Source organism: Bacillus sp. 41-22, from assembly GCF_025809295.1.
GTDB lineage: Bacteria > Bacillota > Bacilli > Bacillales > Bacillaceae_G > Bacillus_A > Bacillus_A mycoides.
Map to the genome: position 1 here is coordinate 3,201,750 of NZ_CP084035.1, position 19,439 is coordinate 3,221,188.

20 protein-coding genes, 1 pseudogene and 1 riboswitch are annotated in these 19,439 nt (G+C 35.3%); of the genes and pseudogenes, 5 read left to right on the forward strand and 16 right to left on the reverse strand.

Translation table 11 applies throughout. From position 1 onward, the window contains the following. The first annotated feature begins 1 nt into the window (after window position 1). Window positions 2–144, forward strand: a riboswitch (cyclic di-AMP (ydaO/yuaA leader). A 97-nt stretch (window positions 145–241) separates the two neighbouring features. Then, the gene (locus LCF45_RS16350) at window positions 242–385 is read left to right on the forward strand and encodes a hypothetical protein (protein WP_000945246.1); all 144 of its coding nucleotides are present in this window, start codon (window positions 242–244) and stop codon (window positions 383–385) included. Window positions 386–466: 81 nt separating this feature from the next. On the opposite strand, the gene LCF45_RS16355 is transcribed toward LCF45_RS16350, so the two are convergent. Then, on the reverse strand, window positions 467–1,399 hold the full coding sequence (locus tag LCF45_RS16355; RefSeq protein WP_263892975.1) for a collagen-like protein: 933 nt from the start codon (window positions 1,397–1,399) through the stop codon (window positions 467–469). 146 nt (window positions 1,400–1,545) lie between these two features. Then, window positions 1,546–2,004, reverse strand: a pseudogene (locus tag LCF45_RS16360) (methyltransferase domain-containing protein); the annotation flags it as partial. A 419-nt stretch (window positions 2,005–2,423) separates the two neighbouring features. Between LCF45_RS16360 and LCF45_RS16365 the strand changes: the two are divergent. Continuing rightward, window positions 2,424–2,804, forward strand: a complete 381-nt coding sequence (locus tag LCF45_RS16365; RefSeq protein ID WP_263892976.1) for a hypothetical protein — start codon at window positions 2,424–2,426, stop codon at window positions 2,802–2,804. A 75-nt stretch (window positions 2,805–2,879) separates the two neighbouring features. After that, on the forward strand, window positions 2,880–3,167 hold the full coding sequence (locus LCF45_RS16370) for a DUF3923 family protein (RefSeq protein ID WP_002014013.1): 288 nt from the start codon (window positions 2,880–2,882) through the stop codon (window positions 3,165–3,167). A 21-nt stretch (window positions 3,168–3,188) separates the two neighbouring features. Here the strand turns inward: LCF45_RS16370 and LCF45_RS16375 are convergent, their stop codons facing one another. The 4 genes from LCF45_RS16375 to LCF45_RS16390 form a co-directional block, all read right to left on the reverse strand. Further along, a complete protein-coding gene (locus LCF45_RS16375) occupies window positions 3,189–3,740 on the reverse strand; it encodes a DUF2179 domain-containing protein (RefSeq protein ID WP_002014015.1) in 552 nt (183 codons plus the stop codon). 220 nt (window positions 3,741–3,960) lie between these two features. Next, window positions 3,961–4,374, reverse strand: a complete 414-nt coding sequence (locus tag LCF45_RS16380) for an ATP synthase subunit I (RefSeq protein ID WP_002084378.1) — start codon at window positions 4,372–4,374, stop codon at window positions 3,961–3,963. Between the two features lie 53 nt (window positions 4,375–4,427). Beyond that, a complete protein-coding gene (locus LCF45_RS16385) occupies window positions 4,428–5,750 on the reverse strand; it encodes a hemolysin family protein (protein WP_002137356.1) in 1,323 nt (440 codons plus the stop codon). A gap of 119 nt (window positions 5,751–5,869) precedes the next feature. Next, window positions 5,870–6,274, reverse strand: a complete 405-nt coding sequence (locus tag LCF45_RS16390; RefSeq protein WP_078178706.1) for a MerR family transcriptional regulator — start codon at window positions 6,272–6,274, stop codon at window positions 5,870–5,872. 310 nt (window positions 6,275–6,584) lie between these two features. Between LCF45_RS16390 and LCF45_RS16395 the strand changes: the two genes are divergently transcribed. Then, on the forward strand, window positions 6,585–7,472 hold the full coding sequence (locus LCF45_RS16395; RefSeq protein ID WP_033729983.1) for a DMT family transporter: 888 nt from the start codon (window positions 6,585–6,587) through the stop codon (window positions 7,470–7,472). A 107-nt stretch (window positions 7,473–7,579) separates the two neighbouring features. Here the strand turns inward: LCF45_RS16395 and LCF45_RS16400 are convergent, their stop codons facing one another. Then, on the reverse strand, window positions 7,580–8,434 hold the full coding sequence (locus LCF45_RS16400; protein ID WP_263892977.1) for a pentapeptide repeat-containing protein: 855 nt from the start codon (window positions 8,432–8,434) through the stop codon (window positions 7,580–7,582). 195 nt (window positions 8,435–8,629) lie between these two features. On the opposite strand from LCF45_RS16400, the gene LCF45_RS16405 reads away from it, so the two are divergent. Further along, complete coding sequence (locus tag LCF45_RS16405; protein WP_001162783.1) at window positions 8,630–8,803, forward strand: DUF1272 domain-containing protein; 174 nt, start codon at window positions 8,630–8,632, stop codon at window positions 8,801–8,803. A 70-nt stretch (window positions 8,804–8,873) separates the two neighbouring features. Here LCF45_RS16405 and LCF45_RS16410 read toward each other — a convergent pair whose 3' ends face one another. The 9 genes from LCF45_RS16410 to LCF45_RS16450 form a co-directional block, all read right to left on the reverse strand. Continuing rightward, on the reverse strand, window positions 8,874–9,935 hold the full coding sequence (locus LCF45_RS16410; protein ID WP_002167935.1) for a lactonase family protein: 1,062 nt from the start codon (window positions 9,933–9,935) through the stop codon (window positions 8,874–8,876). A gap of 137 nt (window positions 9,936–10,072) precedes the next feature. Further along, window positions 10,073–11,614, reverse strand: a complete 1,542-nt coding sequence (gene gntK / locus LCF45_RS16415) for a gluconokinase (RefSeq protein ID WP_033708043.1) — start codon at window positions 11,612–11,614, stop codon at window positions 10,073–10,075. Between the two features lie 157 nt (window positions 11,615–11,771). Then, window positions 11,772–12,440 (reverse strand): fructose-6-phosphate aldolase, encoded by a 669-nt coding sequence (gene fsa, locus LCF45_RS16420; protein WP_000667685.1) that lies wholly within the window; start codon window positions 12,438–12,440, stop codon window positions 11,772–11,774. 51 nt (window positions 12,441–12,491) lie between these two features. Further along, a complete protein-coding gene (gene gnd / locus LCF45_RS16425) occupies window positions 12,492–13,385 on the reverse strand; it encodes a phosphogluconate dehydrogenase (NAD(+)-dependent, decarboxylating) (RefSeq protein WP_002014034.1) in 894 nt (297 codons plus the stop codon). A 95-nt stretch (window positions 13,386–13,480) separates the two neighbouring features. Beyond that, a complete protein-coding gene (gene zwf / locus LCF45_RS16430; protein WP_263892978.1) occupies window positions 13,481–14,965 on the reverse strand; it encodes a glucose-6-phosphate dehydrogenase in 1,485 nt (494 codons plus the stop codon). Window positions 14,966–15,353: 388 nt separating this feature from the next. Then, window positions 15,354–15,863, reverse strand: coding sequence for a heme-degrading domain-containing protein (locus tag LCF45_RS16435; RefSeq protein ID WP_002014036.1), 510 nt, complete (start codon window positions 15,861–15,863; stop codon window positions 15,354–15,356). Window positions 15,864–16,081: 218 nt separating this feature from the next. Beyond that, entirely contained in the window at window positions 16,082–16,504 is a 423-nt protein-coding gene (locus LCF45_RS16440; RefSeq protein WP_078178710.1) for a SpoIIAA family protein, read from the reverse strand. 112 nt (window positions 16,505–16,616) lie between these two features. Next, entirely contained in the window at window positions 16,617–17,936 is a 1,320-nt protein-coding gene (locus tag LCF45_RS16445) for an aromatic amino acid transport family protein (protein ID WP_078203920.1), read from the reverse strand. Window positions 17,937–19,090: 1,154 nt separating this feature from the next. Then, window positions 19,091–19,426 carry an IDEAL domain-containing protein gene (locus tag LCF45_RS16450; RefSeq protein WP_000987460.1) on the reverse strand — a complete coding sequence of 112 codons (336 nt, stop codon included), beginning with the start codon at window positions 19,424–19,426 and terminating at the stop codon, window positions 19,091–19,093. Between the last annotated feature and the right edge of the window lie 13 nt (window positions 19,427–19,439).

Below are 19,439 nucleotides of genomic sequence, written 5' to 3' on the forward strand. Positions count from 1 at the left end.
ATACAACCTTTTGCTGAATCCAAATTTTGGAGCGGGGGAACCATTTTTGTAGCTATGCTACTTGGGGCGAATCTTTTTTAAGTAGGGAAACTCTCACTTCCCGAGTCCGACAGCTAACCTCGTAAGCGTAATGGGAGAGGAAGGTGCTTTTTGCCTATGTTACACACTTTGCCTCCTTAGTTATAAATATGGAATCGATATCAATCAGAAAACTATATTTATAGAAAAGGAGACTGGTACAATGTTACGTTTATCAGATCACGCAATAAAAATGATGGAGCAAAGACTTCGACTCGAACAACACCGCACATATCAAGCAAATAAAGTTGTAGATAACTTACATCACAAATACTTCTTTCAGCATATTTTTCAACCGAAAAGATAAAGAAAATGTTTATTTAATATTAAAAAACACAAGGTGTGTCTATAAAGACATTCCTTGTGTTTTTTATATTCCCTATACTTTTTATAATATCCTCACTACATTTAAACTTGCTGTAATCGTGCCTGCTATAGTGGTCACATGCCCAACACCTAATGGGCCATTTTGTAATATTAACGTTGAATTTGCGCTCGCGACATTCACAAGAAGTGTATTTGAAATAGCTGGTTCGATTACTACAGTTGATGTCGTTACATTTTGTATAAAACTCCCTGTTACTTGAGTTCCATTTAATAGCAATCTGACAGATACTGTCTCATTCCCACCACTTACATCCCCTTGGAAATAGTAGCTTACTAAATATATTCCTGGTGTGGATACTGTGACAGTTGTAGCACTAGTTAAAGATACACCAGTTCCATATACAGTAGATCCTGAATTAATTGGAATGTTGGCATTTGCTACAATTGTACTTGTTGATGTAGAAAAGAAATACCCACCACCTGTTGATATAGCAGATGATCCAGTTGCTCCGGTTGAGCCCGTTAGGCCAGTCGCACCTGTTGGACCCGTTACTCCTCTTATTCCTTGTATCCCTGTCGGTCCAGTCGCACCTGTTGAACCAGTCGATCCAGTTGCTCCAGTCGATCCGGTCACTCCTTGTGGACCTTGCACTCCTTGAATTCCTTGAGAACCTGTTACTCCAGTTGCCCCGGTTGTTCCGGTTGCTCCCGTGGCACCTTGTGGACCTTGAATTCCTTGTAGACCTGTTACTCCCGTCGATCCAGTTGCTCCTGCCTGCCCCGTTATCCCTTGTGGACCTTGGATTCCTTGAATACCTTGAGGACCTTGTGGACCAGTTGCTCCTCTAGGTCCAGTGATTCCCGGAGGCCCGACCGGACCTTCATGCCCTCCAGTTGGGCCTGTTGGACCACTGTTACCAGTAGGGCCAGTTGCTCCTTCAAGCGGAAGAGGCAGTGCCACTCCAAATTTTTTGCACTTTCTATGATGACGCACAACAATCCCCCTTCCCCAAAATAATTACACTTTTTATATGAAATGCATTTTTATATGAAAAGTACATCTTTGACCTCATTTTTTAAAAATAAAGAAGCCTATCATTTCATTTATTTGAAATGATAGGCTTCTTTTTATAAAGCATTTTACTTCCTCGCCTTAATAATAAAAGTAGTTGGTACCATTCTAGCTTTATATAAAGAATAATATTTCGTAGAAGGTGTAGCTACTTCTTCATCAAATACACGAGACGGTTCAGGCTCTTCTATTCTCTCAATTGTAAATCCCACTCTATTTAACTCATTTATGTATGTACTTATTTTTCTCTTATATAATGTCGCTTGTACATTTTCTCCTTTAAATGTTTCAAACGTAATAGGAGTTTCCTCATGATAAGAAGACTTAAAAGCAATTTCTTCTGTACCATATTGTAAATTTGAATATACCGGATGCTCCCAACTAAAAACAAAGCTTCCTCCTGGCTTTACATATGAATGAATCAGTTCCAACGTTTTTCCTAAATCTGAAGTCCAACCTAATGCATAAATGGAATATACAATATCAAAATACCCTTTCGGAATATCCACTTCCTCTTCCATTGCTTCCTCATATTCATTTTGTTCAAACATTTCAATTGCCTTCTTGTTAATGTTCAAGTAACTACCTCCGAAGTGAATGAATTCATCTATTCCCTATCATTATTTTAATATGTAAAAATTGTAATTTCTATAAAAATAAGATTGCTTCGTATTAAGCTCTTTCTCCTGTCTACATTTCATCATATATTTGGATATCCAATTCGTAATGATTTTATCAACACCGCTTTGTAAAGAAAATAAATACCTACTGTAAAAATACTGATTCTCAACAATAAGTAAACTTTTCAATCTCCCTTAAATTGGATATATAACCTATATTAATTTACATATTATGGTACAATAAAAAGTGCTAGCTAAACATTTACGTTCCACACTAGCAGTCTAGCAATACCAAAATCAAAAATCACTTGAAATTGGGGGATGTTATGAAAAAGAAATTAATTGTTCTTCTATTCATCGGAATCATTTTATCCGGATGTTCAACTATAGTAGAAAATTCTTTAGAAACCGGAAGCGGCAGTATTGAATTATTAACACCAACGATTACAACAAAAGATAATGAATTAGAAATTAAGACTGAAGGTATTGATGAAAATAAAGTAACTTTTATTTATGTTGCCAATAAAAAAGTATTGGAAAAAAAAATAAATAATGGTGAATCCTACAAACTTAACATTAAAGATATCGAGCACGCTCATAGGACAGACTACAAGCCAAGAGTTCAACTTTTGCAAACGAAAGATGATAACGAAAATGGAGACATGGCAACCTTTAAACAAGTTAGATATACAGTTGAAAAAAAGTAGTTTTATAGTTATTTCATTTAAATATAACAACCGAAAATATACTTTTAACAGAGGGTAAATATAAGAGGTGCTAATATGAAAAGACGATGGATTTTTTGGTGGATTGGTAACATATTTTGGATTACCATTTTTGGGATATTGGCAGCTATCATTTGGCTAAGAGAGGTTGATGGTGCTGCTGTTACTCAAACACCAGAGCTTAAATTAGTGGCATTTATCGTTTTATTAATTGCATTTATATTACCACTAATTATTCAAGTTGTATGGTTAATTGTTAATCTGAGAAAAAGCAGAAAAAAGAGAGGAATCTTTTTCAATATAGATTCCTCTCTTTTTTCTATGGGGATTATGCCGTGCTTTTAAAGCTGCACTACTCCCTTTTCTTTACGATGCATGTTCATCTTTCTTCTTCTTCAACAATGCTCTCTTTTTCATCGCCTTCGTTAAATATCCACCTTTAAACGAACGGATTTCATAAGAAGACATAAACGCTTTCGGTGCAATTTCATTAATAATTTCTAACAGTTCTTTTTCTCTAGAACGCTTTGCAACGATATCTAAGCGATAACGTATAGAATTTATTCCTTCACCTTCAAATACTGTAACGCCAAATCCAAAATGGCGTAATTCATTTACTAATTCATTACAACGGTCTAGCAAACTAACTTGATACGTAATATATCCAATTGCTAATTTATTTTCTATATAACCGCCTAATAATAGTCCCGCACTAAAGCCGATGACATAGGCAACAATGTTCATCCAATTTGATAAATCTTGAAACACAATACCTAAACTGACAATGTAAATAGCCCCTTCTAACAATCCTACACCTGCAGCGGATCTTGTTTGATTCTTTACAAGCAAAATCGTACGGATTGTTAAAGTTGGAACGTAAATAATTTGAAGCACAAAAATAAGTAAAGCTTGTAACATTGGTATCCACCTCTTTCGCAAATTCTTTTGTCATGATAACATACATAAGCTTTAGAAATCGATGGGTTTTTTAATTTTTTTTAATTTTTTTTCATACTATTGAAATGCCCCAAAAATAAGCGTATTATGTTTGGCATAAATTCGATAAGTACCAGTAAATCATTCGTATTATATCATTTATTTTTAAACGCAAAAAAGGAACCTGATTAGGTCCCTTTCATCAGAGTTCTATGTTTTTCGAAGCATTTTCCTTTTGCTTCTCTTCTTCTTTTACTAGCTGCATATTTGCATAGGCTAAATTCGCAATCATTAAAAAGTGTCCACCCAATATTCCAGTACCGAATGCCCACATTTCCATTTCATGCTCAATTTCAAACATAATGATAGCCCCTAATATTGCGGCTGCAAATCGGTTTAGAACTCCTAATCCAGGAGCCTTTTCTTTCATCACGATACTTCTTCCTAATTTCTCCACTCTGCGAGCTAATAGCCAAAGACAATATGCGCTAACTGCTAAACCGATACCGAACCCTGTCACTTGTTTCCCAAACGGAGTAACCGCCCACATTAGTAGTAAACCACTAAAGATCGTATACAATTGTAATCGATATACACGTAAGGCTACTTGAATCAAAATATCCGCTCCTAATTTCACATTTTATTATGTGTCAGAAGAAAAGCAGCAACTTACACAGTTGCTGCTTTCTCTTGTTCTTGTTCCATTTTTTGAATTTCAACACGTTTAATTTGATAAGCATCTTTTTCTAACACTTTAAATTCATAGCCTTCTGCTTCAACGTATTGTCCTTCTTCGATTTCATGATTTTGCATCATAATCCATCCACCGATTGTATCCACATCGTCTTCTTCAATGTGTAATCCAAACAAATCTTTTACTTCTGAGATAAGCACTTTTCCATCAACAATTTTATGATATTCGTTCACATGTTGAATTGGTGGTGCTTCATCTTCATCATATTCATCACGAATTTCGCCGACGATTTCCTCCAATATATCTTCAAGCGTTACAATTCCAGCTGTTCCTCCGTACTCATCATATAAAACAGCCATTGGAATTCGCTTCTTCTGCATTTGCAGTAATAAATCATGAATTGGAGTCGTTTCCATAACTTCAATAATCGGACGCATATACGTGCGAATCGATGATAAATCTTCTTGATCGTTGTTCATATATCGAATAAAGAAATCTTTTACGTTGACCATACCGATAATATCATCTTTATCTTCTCCAAAAATCGGATAACGTGTGTATCGTTCATTTTGGATTACTTTCATGTGTTCTTCTACTGAATCTTCAAGATAGAAACCAACGATTTCTGTACGCGGTACCATTATCTCTTTCGCGATGCGATTATCAAATTCAAAGATATTATTTACATACTTGTATTCAGCTTGATTAATTTCGCCACTTTCATAGCTATCTGAAAGAATAAGACGTAATTCTTCTTCTGTATGAGCTACTTCATGTTCAGAAGCTGGTTTCAAACCGAATAAACCAGTTATAACACGAGCTGAACCGTTCAATACCCAAATAAATGGATACATGATTTTATAGAACATCATTAACGGAGTTGCCAATAACAACGTTACTTTTTCAGCCTTTTGAATTGCCAGCGTTTTCGGAGCTAATTCCCCTACTACAACGTGTAAATATGTCATTAGCATAAAAGCAAGACCAAAAGTTAATACTGATGAAATAGAAGGATTTATGTTCCATTTCTCAAATAACGGGTGTAATAACTTTTCGATTGTCGGTTCACCTAACCAACCTAATCCCATCGCTGTAACTGTAATACCTAATTGACAAGCAGATAAATATTCATCTAAATTTGTTGTTACCTTTTTCGCTGCTAATGCGCCGCGTTTCCCTTCCGCAACAAGCTGATCAATGCGACTTGAACGTACCTTAACAATCGCAAACTCTGCTGCTACGAAAAATCCAGTAAATGCGATTAAAATCGCAACCATGACTAAATTAAATATTTCCAATGAATCCCCTTAGTTAAAAAACTAAGGTGTCCACCTCCTGTATACTATAATGTTTTCTTATTTGTTCGTTAGAAAACATAGCCCGATACAAAAATTAAAGAGGTCGGATTTCACTTATTCTATAATAATAGAGCAAGTGTCTGTATTAAAGCTGTCGTTTGACCAGATAAAGATTTCGATATTTTTTCACGTTGTGAATCAGTCAATTCATCTAAAAGAGGCTTTAACTCTGTTAGTTCTGCTTCTAATCTATGAATATGGTCTGTCACTTCATTCACATGTTTCGAAACGTGTTCATTGATACCGAGCAGCTTCTTCTCCTCGATCTTCTCTTTAATCTCACAAAGCGGCATATGCATTTCTTTGCACTTCTCAATAAATTGTAATGTCTCAAATGCTGTTTCGTCGTAATAGCGATAATTAGATTGAGATCGCTCCGCTTTTAAGATTCCTAGATTCGTATAATAATCAATCGTTCGTTTCGACACGTGAGCCATGAGAGCCAACTGTCCGATTCGATACACCTTCCCAACGATCTTCCCCCCTTGTTTATATTACTATTATCATACAATACATAAACTGTACAGTCAAACGTGACGGTTTGTTATTCACATTTTATGCACAATTCCATAACACTCTTTAATAATCAGAAAATTAAGTTATAATATCATTAAAAGAAGAAGGGAGGCTACGTTCATGTACTACAACACTTCATTCGAAAACGATCAACCTGTAGGCCGTCTATAATCTAAGACGGGCATCCATATAACAAGTGCACCATGCCTCGTCTTAGGGAATAAATCATAACCCTAAAAATAGACGGAGGTCATTCAAATGAAACAAACCATTTTAGGAGCTATATGTTTATCACTAGCAGCAAGTATTTGGGGCGGTATGTACGTCGTTAGTAAATACGTACTCGACTTTATCCCGCCGCTTACACTCGTTTGGCTACGCTTTATTATCGCTTTTGTTGTTTTATATGTGATTTTGAAAACAACTGAAAAAAAGCAAAAGAAAAACGTAACCATACACAAAAAAGATTGGCTATTATTCGCTTGGATCGGATTCGTAGGTTATTTCATTTCGATCACATGTCAATTTATCGGAACGAAATTATCCGATGCTCATACAGGCTCCTTAGTGACATCAGCTACACCTGCATTTATGGTTATATTTGCAGCGCTCATTTTAAAAGAGAAACTAACTGCTCGTAGACTTTTATCAACTATAATAGCGACAATCGGTGTCGTTATCGTTATCGGATGGGATTTTGAAATCGGCTCCTATTTTATCGGTACAATCATTTTAGTTGGGGCCGCTATTACGTGGGCTTTACTGTCCATTTATGTAAAAATCGCTTCTGCTCGATTTTCATCTTTAGTTATTACAACGTACGCAATATTTTTTTCACTCTTTTTCATTACACCTTTTATGGTATGGGAATTCCAAACAAATCCTATTGAACATATGAACATGTATGTAGTATTAGGCGTACTCTATTTAGGAATCATCTCAACCGCAGGTGCATTTTTTCTTTGGAATAAAGGATTAGAATTAATGGATGCTAGCATCGGCTCATTATTTTTCTTCTTTCAACCTATCGTTGGATCATTACTTGGTTGGTTCTTATTAAATGAGACGTTAAGCAGTAACTTTTTTATTGGTGGTATCCTTATTATATGTAGTGTTATAATTACTACTTTTGAAAAGCGAAAATAGTATAAAAAACAGGCAGAGACTTAGTCTCTGCCTGTTCGTATAATTGGGTCTTGATCATGGAACCCTATACAAATTGGTATACTGCTTTGTACTCCACTACATACAATTTACGCAGTCCAATGCGCTGGACGAGACAACATTTTCGGTAATTTCGTATATTTGTCCCCTTTCGCCGCATTAATTTGCACTTGCGTAAGAAAAATACTATTTGTAAAATCTGTCCCGCGAATATCTGCATCTCGCAAATCTGCTCCGATGAGATCCGCTCCCCTTAAATTTGCATCTCGTAAATTAGCCGCAATAAGATAAGCTCCTCTTAAATTTGCTCCTTGTAAATCCCTCTTTTTAAGGTTAGCTCCCATAAGATCTGCTCCGTGGTGACTGATTCGTTTTTTACGTGCAACATTCATTTCCTTCCATACTAATTCACTCGTCTCTAAAAGGAGAATGTTCACTTCTGCACGGTGTAATGGCACATTTACTTCCATTAACTCATCTGAACTTAAATTAGAAAGACGCTCTGTCTCTTCAATTGCTTCCTTCAGCTCTTTATGAATTGTCTGCGTCGCCTTTAATAGAATAGCTTCCTTCAAATACCAAAGCATTTCATGAAGCTGATGCATAACCGGAAAAGCATCATACATTTCTCTCGCATGCTCGGCATCTGTCCGCCAATCAATTCCTTTAAACGTAACTTGAGAAATCTTTTGTCCAGCACCGAAACATTCAAATACTGTACAACCTTTATAGCCTTTTCCTCTAAGATCTCTATGTATACTACATTTATAATCTGATTGTAGATTTGTACAAGGTTTACCACCATCTTTATTCACCGCAAAATCTACTGATGCTGCAAACGGTAATGCTACACAACATAATCCAAAACATTTTTCACAATCCGCTTTTAAACTATTGTAATTTACATCCTCTTCTACACGAAAATAGTCGTTATGATTAGTCAAAATATATACCCCCTGTTGTCTTTTGACTATTTCATAATATTCCAACTGCACTAAATAATCAATTTCAAAACAAATGGACCTATTTCATTTCAAACAACAACATAATCCGTCTATTTCTTTTCATTTAAAAAGGACACCCACTACAACATTAATTATAATTAAATTAAGAACTTTCAAATAACGAGGAGGATTACGATGGCATTAGAAATGAAAACAAACTGTCAAATTTGCGACCATTCCCTTCAGCCTGATTCTGAAGCATACATATGCGTGTATGAATGTACATTTTGTGCACCATGTACAGAGGAAAGACAAAACGTTTGCCCAAATTGTGGCGGCGAGTTAGTACGTAGACCGAAGAAGAAATAGAAAAAAGCAAAGCGATATCGCTTTGCTTTTTTCTGTTTCTGGGGTATATAGAAATTCTACCAATCACAAATTAAACATTTAAAAACTTAACACAAACAGGCTCTGGTACAACAACATCAGATTGTAACAGTGTTAACTTCCCTGTCGTTTCATTTCTTGAAAATAGCACAAGATTATGTGACTTTTCATTTGTAGCAATAAGAAATTTTCCAGTAGGATCTAACACAAAGTCCCTCGGCCAATTTCCTTCTGTAGATGTATGTGCAACAAATGTAAGTTCACCTGAGTTTTGATTTACACTGAAAACAGCGATACTATTATACCCACGATTCGCCGCATATACAAAACGGCCATCAGAAGAAATATGAATAGCACTTCCTTGACTATTTCCATCAAATTCTTTTGGAACTGTAGAAATATACTGCAACTCTGTAAAGGATCCTTCTTCCGGATAATATGTTAACACAATGACTTCCGAACTAAGTTCAGTCATCACATAAGCGTACTTTCCATTTGGATGAAAAGCAATATGTCTCGGACCGCTTCCTGGGTTCACAGACAAGCTATTCACTTCTTTTAATGTACTATCTTTTATTCCATATGTAATTATTTTATCAATCCCTAAATCAACACCTACCACATATTTTTCATCAGGAGTATATCCCGCGTAATGTGCATGTGGTTTTTCTTGTCTTTCTTTATTTGGACCTGAACCTTCATGTGCCATAATAGATGAAGCAGGATTTACAGTTCCATTTTCTTCATCTACTTCAAAAGACTCAATCGTTCCTTTATGGTAATTCGCTGTAACTACCGTTTGATTTCCACTATCCACACTAATATGACAAGGAGAAGCCCCTTCTACTACTTGTCTATTTTGTTCCTCTAGCTCTCCAGTATGACTATTAATCAAATAAGCAGCTACACCACCAGCTTCTCCTTCTTTTACAACAGAATAGAGATATTGATTATTTTTGCTAATCGTTACATATGTAGGGTTATCCAGCTTAGCCGCAAGTGTTACATTACTAACTTTTTGCGCTTCCGTATGTAAAGTAAAAGTATATATTCCTTCACTATTTTCTTTCGTGTAAGTTCCAACATATCCAATAAACTCTTTGTTATCCGTCATTTTCATAACCCTCTCCCTATAGTTTTTGTTCATCACACTTCTTACTAAGCAACCTAAAACTATTATTCATTGAAAGAATATCCTAAAAAATCGGAGTACCTCTTTATACGCTACCATATTTTTCTGCCAAATAGCCTCTAAACCCACTTTTTCTGAAAAGCTGCTATACTTTCATATTCTTCTTCCAAGTGACGGGCCAAACGAATATAGATCGGTGTTAAATCTTTATATTTCTCCACACTTTCCATGTTTGGCTCATGATAAAAATTGGCACCTACCATATTAGAAACTACATGTAATGTATCTACTTCACCTAAGCTATATAAACCGAGGATTGCCGCTCCTAGGCAAGAGCTTTCGAAACTTTCAGGAACGTATACGTCTTGATGAAAAATATCTGCCATCATCTGTCTCCAAAGTTCTGACCTTGCAAAACCACCTGTCGCTTGAATTTTTTTCGGTTCGCCAATTAGTTCTTTTAACGCAAGAAGAACTGTATACAAGTTATAAATGATTCCCTCTAAAACAGCACGTATAAGATGCTCTTTCTTATGATGTAGTCCAAGCCCAAAGAAAGATCCCCGCGCATTTGCATTCCATAAAGGAGCTCTTTCGCCTGCTAAATACGGATGAAATAATAAACCATCAGATCCAGGATTCACTTTTGCCGCTATTTCCGTAAGCACTTCATATGGATCTTTTCCTAAACGCTTCCCATGCTCAACTTCTAACGTACATAATTGGTCGCGAACCCACCTAAAAATCATACCACCATTATTAACCGGTCCACCAATTACCCAAAGGTCCTCAGTTAACGCATAACAAAAAGTCCTACCTTTCGGATCCGTTACAGGATGATTTGTGACAACTCGCACTGCACCGCTCGTACCAATTGTAATAGCAACTACTCCAGGTTCTATTGCATTTACACCTAAATTCGATAGTACCCCATCACTCGCACCGATTATAAAAGGAGTAGTAACAAGTACATTCATCTCTCTTGCAAGTTCTTCATTTATCCCTATTAAACTGTGCGTCGTTGGAACAACTGTAGATAGCTTTTTATCGGTAATTCCTGCGACACGAAGAGCTGCCTCATCCCATTTTAAAAATTTCAAATTGAACATTCCTGTTGCTGATGCAATAGAATAATCAATTACATATTCCTTAAATAACTTATAGAAAACATACTCTTTAATAGAGATGAATTTATAGCTTTTTGCAAACAACTCATCATGTTCATTCTTAAGCCAAACTAATTTCGAAAGTGGTGACATAGGATGGATTGGTGTTCCAGTACGAAGGTAAATTTCATGACCATTCATATCATTCTTTATTTTTTCTGCCCAGCTTGCGCTTCTATTATCTGCCCAAGTGATACATCTCGTTAACGGCTTCCCTGCTTCGTCTACAGCAATGACACTATGCATTGCCGAACTAAAAGAAACACAAAGAATATCAACTGGCTGCACATTACTTGATTGTATAGTTTCTTTAATCGTATGTATGACCGCTTGAAAAATCTCTTCTGGATCTTGTTCTGCTGTTTCTGGTGCGGGAGAATATAAAGGATATTCAATCCCATGACTTGCAATAACTGATCCATCAATCGAAAACAAAACTGATTTTGTACTAGTTGTCCCAATATCTACACCAATCATATATTTCGAGCTCACTATGTAACCCCTTTCAAATTATTCCTATAACAAAAGAGCACCATGATGTATACAAAAAAGACGCTCCCTTATGAGAGCTACGTTTTAATAAACTTCTCTCTCATAAGGAGGTCCTTTTCATAACTATAGTGCTATTTTGAAAAGTGAAATCTTCATTTCATTATAACTTAGGCGCTTTCGCCCAATCCGCAGCAAACTTTTCAATACCTTGATCTGTTAATGGGTGCATAGCAAGTTGTTCAATGACTTTATAAGGAATTGTTGCAATGTGAGCACCTGCCATCGCTACACGAGTGACATGGTCTGGGTGTCTGACAGAAGCCGCAATAATTTGTGTATCTAATTGATGAACATCGAATAATTCAGCAATTTTAGCAACTAATAATACGCCATCTTCAGAAATATCATCTAAGCGTCCTAAAAATGGAGAGACGTACGTTGCACCTGCTCGAGCAGCTAAAAGAGCTTGGTTCACAGTGAAAATAAGTGTAACGTTCGTTTTCACACCTTTTTCAGTAAGGTAGCGGCAAGCTTCTAATCCTGCTAGTGTCATCGGAAGTTTTATCGTGATGTTTTTATCACCACCGTTAATTTTAATTAGTTCTTCTGCTTGAGAGATCATTTCTTCAGCTGCAACAACATCTGGAGTTACTTCTGCCGAAACAGATTCAACGTTAGGTACTGCCTGACAAATTTCTGCAATACGGTCTTCAAACTTAATGCCCTCTTTCGCTACTAAAGAAGGATTCGTTGTAACGCCAGCTAAAACCCCTAGTTTATATGCCTTTTTTATGTCCTCAAGATTTGCAGTATCAATAAAAAACTTCATGATTCATTCCCTCCATTTTTTAAACGCTAACGAGTTATAATTTTAAAATTTTTATTTCTTTTCTACTGCATGTCCGCCAAATTCATTGCGCAGTGCTGCTACAACTTTTCCTGTAAATGTATCATTGTCTAATGAGCGGTAGCGCATTAATAGAGACATTGCGATAACAGGAGTTGCTGTTTGAAGGTCTAATGCTGTTTCTACTGTCCATTTTCCTTCACCAGAAGAATGCATAACGCCCTTAATTTCATCCAGTTTTGCATCTTTAGAAAATGCATTTTCAGTTAATTCCATTAACCATGAACGAATGACTGAACCGTTGTTCCATACTCTTGATACTTTTTCATAATCGTAGTCAAATTCACTCTTCTCTAAAACCTCAAATCCTTCACCAATGGCAGCCATCATTCCGTATTCAATTCCGTTGTGAATCATTTTTAAAAAGTGACCACTACCAGCTTTTCCTGCATATAAGAATCCATTTTCTACAGCTGTATCTCGGAAAATAGGTTCAACGATGTCCCAAGCTTCTTGATCTCCTCCGATCATGTAACAAGCACCATTACGAGCACCTTCCATTCCGCCAGAAGTTCCTGCATCCATAAAGTGAATGCCATCTGTCTTTAGTTGCTCATATCGGCGAATAGACTCTTTATAATGTGAATTCCCAGCTTCAATTAAAATATCTCCTTTTGATAACAGCGGTGTAACCTCATTAATAACAGAATCAACAACAGCGTGCGGAACCATAACCCATAGAATTCTTGGTGATTCTAATGATTGAACAAGTTCGTTTAAACTAGACGTACCTGTAGCCCCATACGCTTTCATTTCTTCCACTGCACTCGTATTTAAATCGAATGCAGCTACTTCATGTTTATGATCAATTAAATTCTTCCCTAAATTTAATCCCATTTTACCTAAACCAATTAATCCTACTCTCATAATACAATTCCTCCTTGAATTACCTTTCATCATAAATACATGTTAATAAAATGATGAATATCTTTTGTCATATTGCTTTACTTATAAGAATGTACTTATTTTTTCAATCCCTCATCTAACCACCATTTAAATTCACTTTCTTGTAATAGAGCATGAGCAGCATCCGGACCATACGAGCCAGACTCATATTCATGAAAAGGTAACAAGTTTTCTTCGAACGCTTCAAGGATTGGCTGCACCCATTCCCATGACAATTCAACCTCTCTCCAGTGTGCAAAGAATGTAGAATCTCCACATACAGCATCATAGATAAGCCTTTCGTAGGCTTCAGGTATTCCCACTCCTGTTTGCTCACAAGTAAAATGAATACGGATCGGTTCTAGCTCTCCATTGTTCAATGGATTTTTACTATTTAATTGGAGTGAAACATTTTCATTTGGGCTAATTTCAATGATTAACAAATTAGGCTCTGCATTTGGATTACTATCTTGATATTGCTGTTTTAATGTATTTTTAAACTCAATTACAATACGAGTAGACTTTTCTTTCATTCTTTTTCCTGTTCGTATGTAAAAAGGAACATCAGTCCAAAATGGGTTATCAATCCATAAGCGAGCCGCAACATATGTATCTGTTTGAGAAGAAGGATTTACTCCTGGTTCCTCTCTATACGCTACAACTTGTTGTCCTTTTATCTCTCCTGAAGCATACTGTCCGCGAATGATATGGTTCTGAACGTCTTCTTTTTTCACTTTACGAAGAGTTTCCATTACCTTTCGTTTTTCCTCACGAATTTCACATGCATTTATCTTTTCCGGCAGATTCATAGCAGTCATCATTAATATTTGCAACATATGATTTTGAACCATATCGCGAATGGCTCCTGCATGATCATAATATGCTGCCCTTTCTTCTACCCCAACCATTTCACTAGCTGTTATTTGTACATTCGCTATATGTTCTTTATTCCAAATCGATTGGAGAACAGGATTTGCAAATTCAAGTGCTTCAATGTTTTGAATCATCGGTTTACCTAAATAATGATCAATACGGTATATTTCGTCTTCTTCAAACGTTCGACTAAGCTTATCATTCAGCTCTCGGGCAGATGTAAGATCATGACCAAACGGTTTCTCAATCATCAGGCGCTTCCATCCATCCGTTCCATCGAGTCCACTTTCCTTAATATTTAAAGCAATGGTCTCAAAGAAGTCAGGAGTAACTGAAAGGTAGAACATTCTATTCCCTTGTATATTTTGTTCTTCTTCCCTTTCACGAACTACTTGTAATAACCTTTTATAATCTTCTGGCTTATTCACATCTAAGGGACAATAACGAAAATACTCTAAAAAATCTTCTATTTTCGGAGTACCTTCATCTTTGCGACGAGAAAAAGTGTCTATGGATTCTTTTACTCTTTTTTGAAAATCTAAATGAGATGCTTCACGTCTTCCAAGCCCAATAACGGATATTGGCTTTGGAATCTTTTGATCTCTATATAAGTTATATAGCGCGGGGTAAATTTTTCTTTTAGCTAAATCTCCTGTTGCTCCAAATAAAACAAAGGTCATTGATTCCAATTTCAGTCCCCCTCGTGATGTATAGTCATTGTCACCTTAGTAAAAATGCATTGTACAGAAGCTACTATTATTTTTGATCCAACCTTACTTCTTAACTTCTAATTTTTTATATTTGTCGCTTTCTAATTGTCCCCAATATTAATAGTGGCAATTCAAAGCATTTTTACCACATGCTACTTACTTACTTTAACTTATATAAAATAACTTAATTACTTTTAGTAATTTAATTACGTTACGTCTATCATATTAACTACATAGATTATAATCGTCAAGAAAAGTGTCTCGAATTAAAAATTTTAATTCCGTAACATCTTATTAGAAATATGTTCATGAACTGAATAATAAAAAGGCAAGACCGAACATATTCTTGTTCGATTTTGCCTTTTTACTATTGTTTCAAATGATTTTTAACTGCCCTTATAACTAATTCATGATCCTCTTCTGGTGGTAATCCTGAAACTGTTATCATTCCAATAACTCCTACATCTTTTATTTGGACAGGAACACAGCCACCAAACGCAGCATAATCCGACCTATCTAAAAGATACTTTTCATTATATGGAACGCCCGTTATTTCACTTTGTATCTGCATATAATACGAGCTATGATTATGCAAAGAAACAACTCGTTTTTTACGCTCAATCCATTGCGTATTTTCCGCAGTTGTCCCTGTCATCTTGAAATGAAATAGTTGCACACCATTTTTCGCTATATCAACAGCAATCAATTTCCCTTCTTGCCTCGCCGTTTCAACGATAAATAAACCTATTTGCAGTGCATCTTCATTTGTAAAAGAGGAAAATTGAAGTGTTTCCTCCTCTATTAAAATTTGCTTACTTATTTCATTCAAATTTGAAGCGCTCATATGTTTATCCCCCTTACTCACTTTATGCCACATTGATATTTTTGAATTTCTGTGACTCTATCGTACGGCCTTTCCATATAACTAATACCGTAAAGCGTATTCTTTTCTTCTTGGTGCTATTATGAATTATATTTAACACCTTAAAAAAGTATGTCCTTTCGTACTAAACATCTCGTATAGAAGTTTTCTTCCGGATATTTCTTACAAGCATAAAAAAACCAGTTACTTAGGCAACTGGTTCGCTAACAATTTCATATGGGATATCCATTCAACCAAACTAATGCTTGTTCATAATCATCAAAAAATTTCACAGATTCTTTTGTATTGGACTGTTGTAAATAATTCAGTATCTCCCCTTCTTCAAGGAGAAAAGCAATTGCCTTACTGTGATTCAAAATCGTTTCATTGAAAAACTTATCTTTCCATGCTTTTTGAACAGAAAAATGATCTGGCGTGTACCCTTTTCTATCTACCAGCAATTTGTATTTCCGACCCTCGGAAATGAATTGCTGACAAACCTGCTCGAAGCCATTAAACCATTCATAAACATCATCTGTTTTAATCTTGCCAATAAGATGGGTAACAATTATATCTCCTGAAACTGTTGTGCTTATATTCAGCTTACTCAACTTGGAATCATCTCCCTTAGTTACAATTATGCGGAAATATCTCATAAAATCAATAAGATAAAATTGTTACGCATTAAAAAAGGACAAACTCTCCAAACGGAGAAGTCTGTCCCAAAATCTTTCTATTTTATTTTGCATTAGAACTAACAATCGTGAATTAGAATAATGATTTAATACTTGCTAAAACAGTAAGTACACCTACAATAATAACAAATACGTTACTCATTTTCCCTTTGTATTTAGCTAGTACTGGTACTTTATTGATTGCATACATCGGTAATAGACATAAGATAGCAGCAACTAATGGACCGCTTAGAGAATCAATAAGTCCAAGAATACTTGGATTTGTATAAGCAACAAACCAGCATGACAATACAACAAAAGTAAGGACGATTGTCTTAATTGTTTTTTCTTCAATAACTTTCCCACGTGATTTACCGAACTTAATAATCATGTCACGCATTACTTCAAATGCTCCGATATAATGGCCAAGGAAAGATTTTGTAATAGCCACAAAAGCAATGATTGGAGCTGCAATCGTGATTACAGGTGAATTAAGCTCATTAGCAAGATATGAAAGGATTGATAAGTTTTGCTCTTTTGCCATTTTTAAATCCTCTGGAGTCAAGCTTAATGTACTACTCCAAACGAAGAACATAACTACAGCGAATGTCATGATATAACAAACTTTTTGTATTTGCGCACATTTAGCATCAGTAGCTTCTATTCCATACGTAGCTCTCTGTTTTACAACAAATGATGAAATCATAGGTGAATGATTAAATGAGAATACGATGATTGGTAGAATCAACAGTATCGTTCCAAAATATCCTGTTCCTGTTGAAGCAGTAGAAACAGTTGAAAAGCTAAGCATTGACGTATTCCACTGTGGAATTAAAGATATTGCGATAAAAAGTAGAGAAGCTATGAAAGGATACACTAGCATACTCATGATCTTTACAGTAATATCTTGACCAAAATTCAGTATAGCGATAAGACCAAGAACTAATACAAGTGATAAAATAGCCCTTGGAGGCTCTGGCATGTGCAATTGATGCACGATAAAACTACTTGCAGTATTTGTAAGCGCAACCGAATACATTAGCACGATTGTATAAATTGAACCGAAATATACGATGTTAAAAATGATACTTGCTTTATTTCCGAAATACTCTCTAATTGTACCTGTGATCCCCTCATCAGCAGAATTAGAAGCGTATATCATTTTAGCAAGTGCCCTATGTGAGTAATACATAACTGGATATGCAAGCAATGTAATTAGTAGTAATGATAATAAACCACCTGAACCTGCATTAATCGGTAAAAAGAGCACCCCTGCTCCAATTGCAGTTCCAAATAGGCTCAATGCCCATGTAGTATCCTGCTTATGCCACTTTTTCGGATCTGCATATTGCTCATTTTCTAGTGCGATATTTTCAGCTTGAACTTCTATTTTCTTTGCAGTATTCCCGTTCATATAATAACTCCCCCTTGTATCCTATTCTTGCGTATCTCTTTATAGCTAACGAACATTCCCTTTTTTCGGAAAATAAATTCCTTACAAGTTGCCCCACATTGTATGTCCTTCATCATAATGAATCCAAATTGAAACATTCGCTAGTTAGCGTCCTAACATAAATGTTAGCGTTCACAAAAAAGTTTACTCGTACTATCCGCTCTTTATATAAAGACCGCTTAAGAGAACAATATTGAATAGACTTCATAAATACGTTGCAATATTTCTAATAACAGTGTGTTACTTTAATGGTTTCTCTTACTTACTTGTAACAGTAATTTTAGATAAACCGGCCTCTCTTCATTTATGAGGCATTTCTTTCTCAATTCTATACATCACTTTCATAACTTCGGCAGCATTTATGGTATTGATTACACAAGCCACTGAAGCACTTTACATACATTTCGCCTCTAATCACACGCCTTTCTTTCTATTAATCGCATTTTTTATATTTTCTCCAGAGATCATAAAATTTCTCTCGACGCCCTCATTATAACGTGTATATTTATAAAATTAATATTTTTATATTTCCAGAAATATTTAATGGATATAATTTTACATGGATAATAATTTACAGTTAGCATGCAACCCTTGTTCCTATCGCTTATAACGGAATTAATCAGCAAAAAACACAGTAAAATATTGTTTATTCAAGCTACTCATTTTAAAAATATTTATATTCTTCTTTATCTAAAAATTTTATTTTGACTTAAAAAAGATATTCTAATAAATAATTAACGTGGTTAAAAAGAAATTTCTTTTTAAATACATAAACCAATTTTCAGGTTATATATTATCAATATTGCATTCATATACATTTTTAGGAAAATACATATTTTAACTTGATGACAATAAGAGAACCGCTAACATTTTGCAAAAATCTTCGCTAAACGAAAAAATAAAATAAGCTGCCCATATGGACAGCTTATTTACATCATTATCATTGTTAGGAGTGGGCAAACGAATCACTTCAATGTCATCTTAATTTTAGTTTTTTCAACTCTTCTTCAGGGATATTTCTATGTTTGTATTGAATGGGTTTTATTTCATTTCCTTTTAGATGATATTATTGCTTATTGCACGATCCAACCTATTAAAAACGAATAATGTAATCTTTAAAACCCCTCATTAACTAGCTCTTTTATCAAGTTTAATTTTGCAGAGAGCTCAATAAACCATTCTTCATCCCCTGTTAATAATGCAAGGTCTATAAGATAAAGGATTTGCTCCTTATTTATTACCTTTGATTCAGGGAGTTTGTTAACATGTTTACTAAAGAGTAAAATCGCTTCGTTCATTGTGTACTTGTCGTCACGTTTCACAATGCTAACTGTAACTACACCTTCCACTTCATCAAGTGATACAATGTAACCAACTATGAATTCACCCTCATTTGATATTCCACGAACCCAATCTCCCACTTTTAAAACATGATTATTATTTGACATCATACTTTTTCACCTG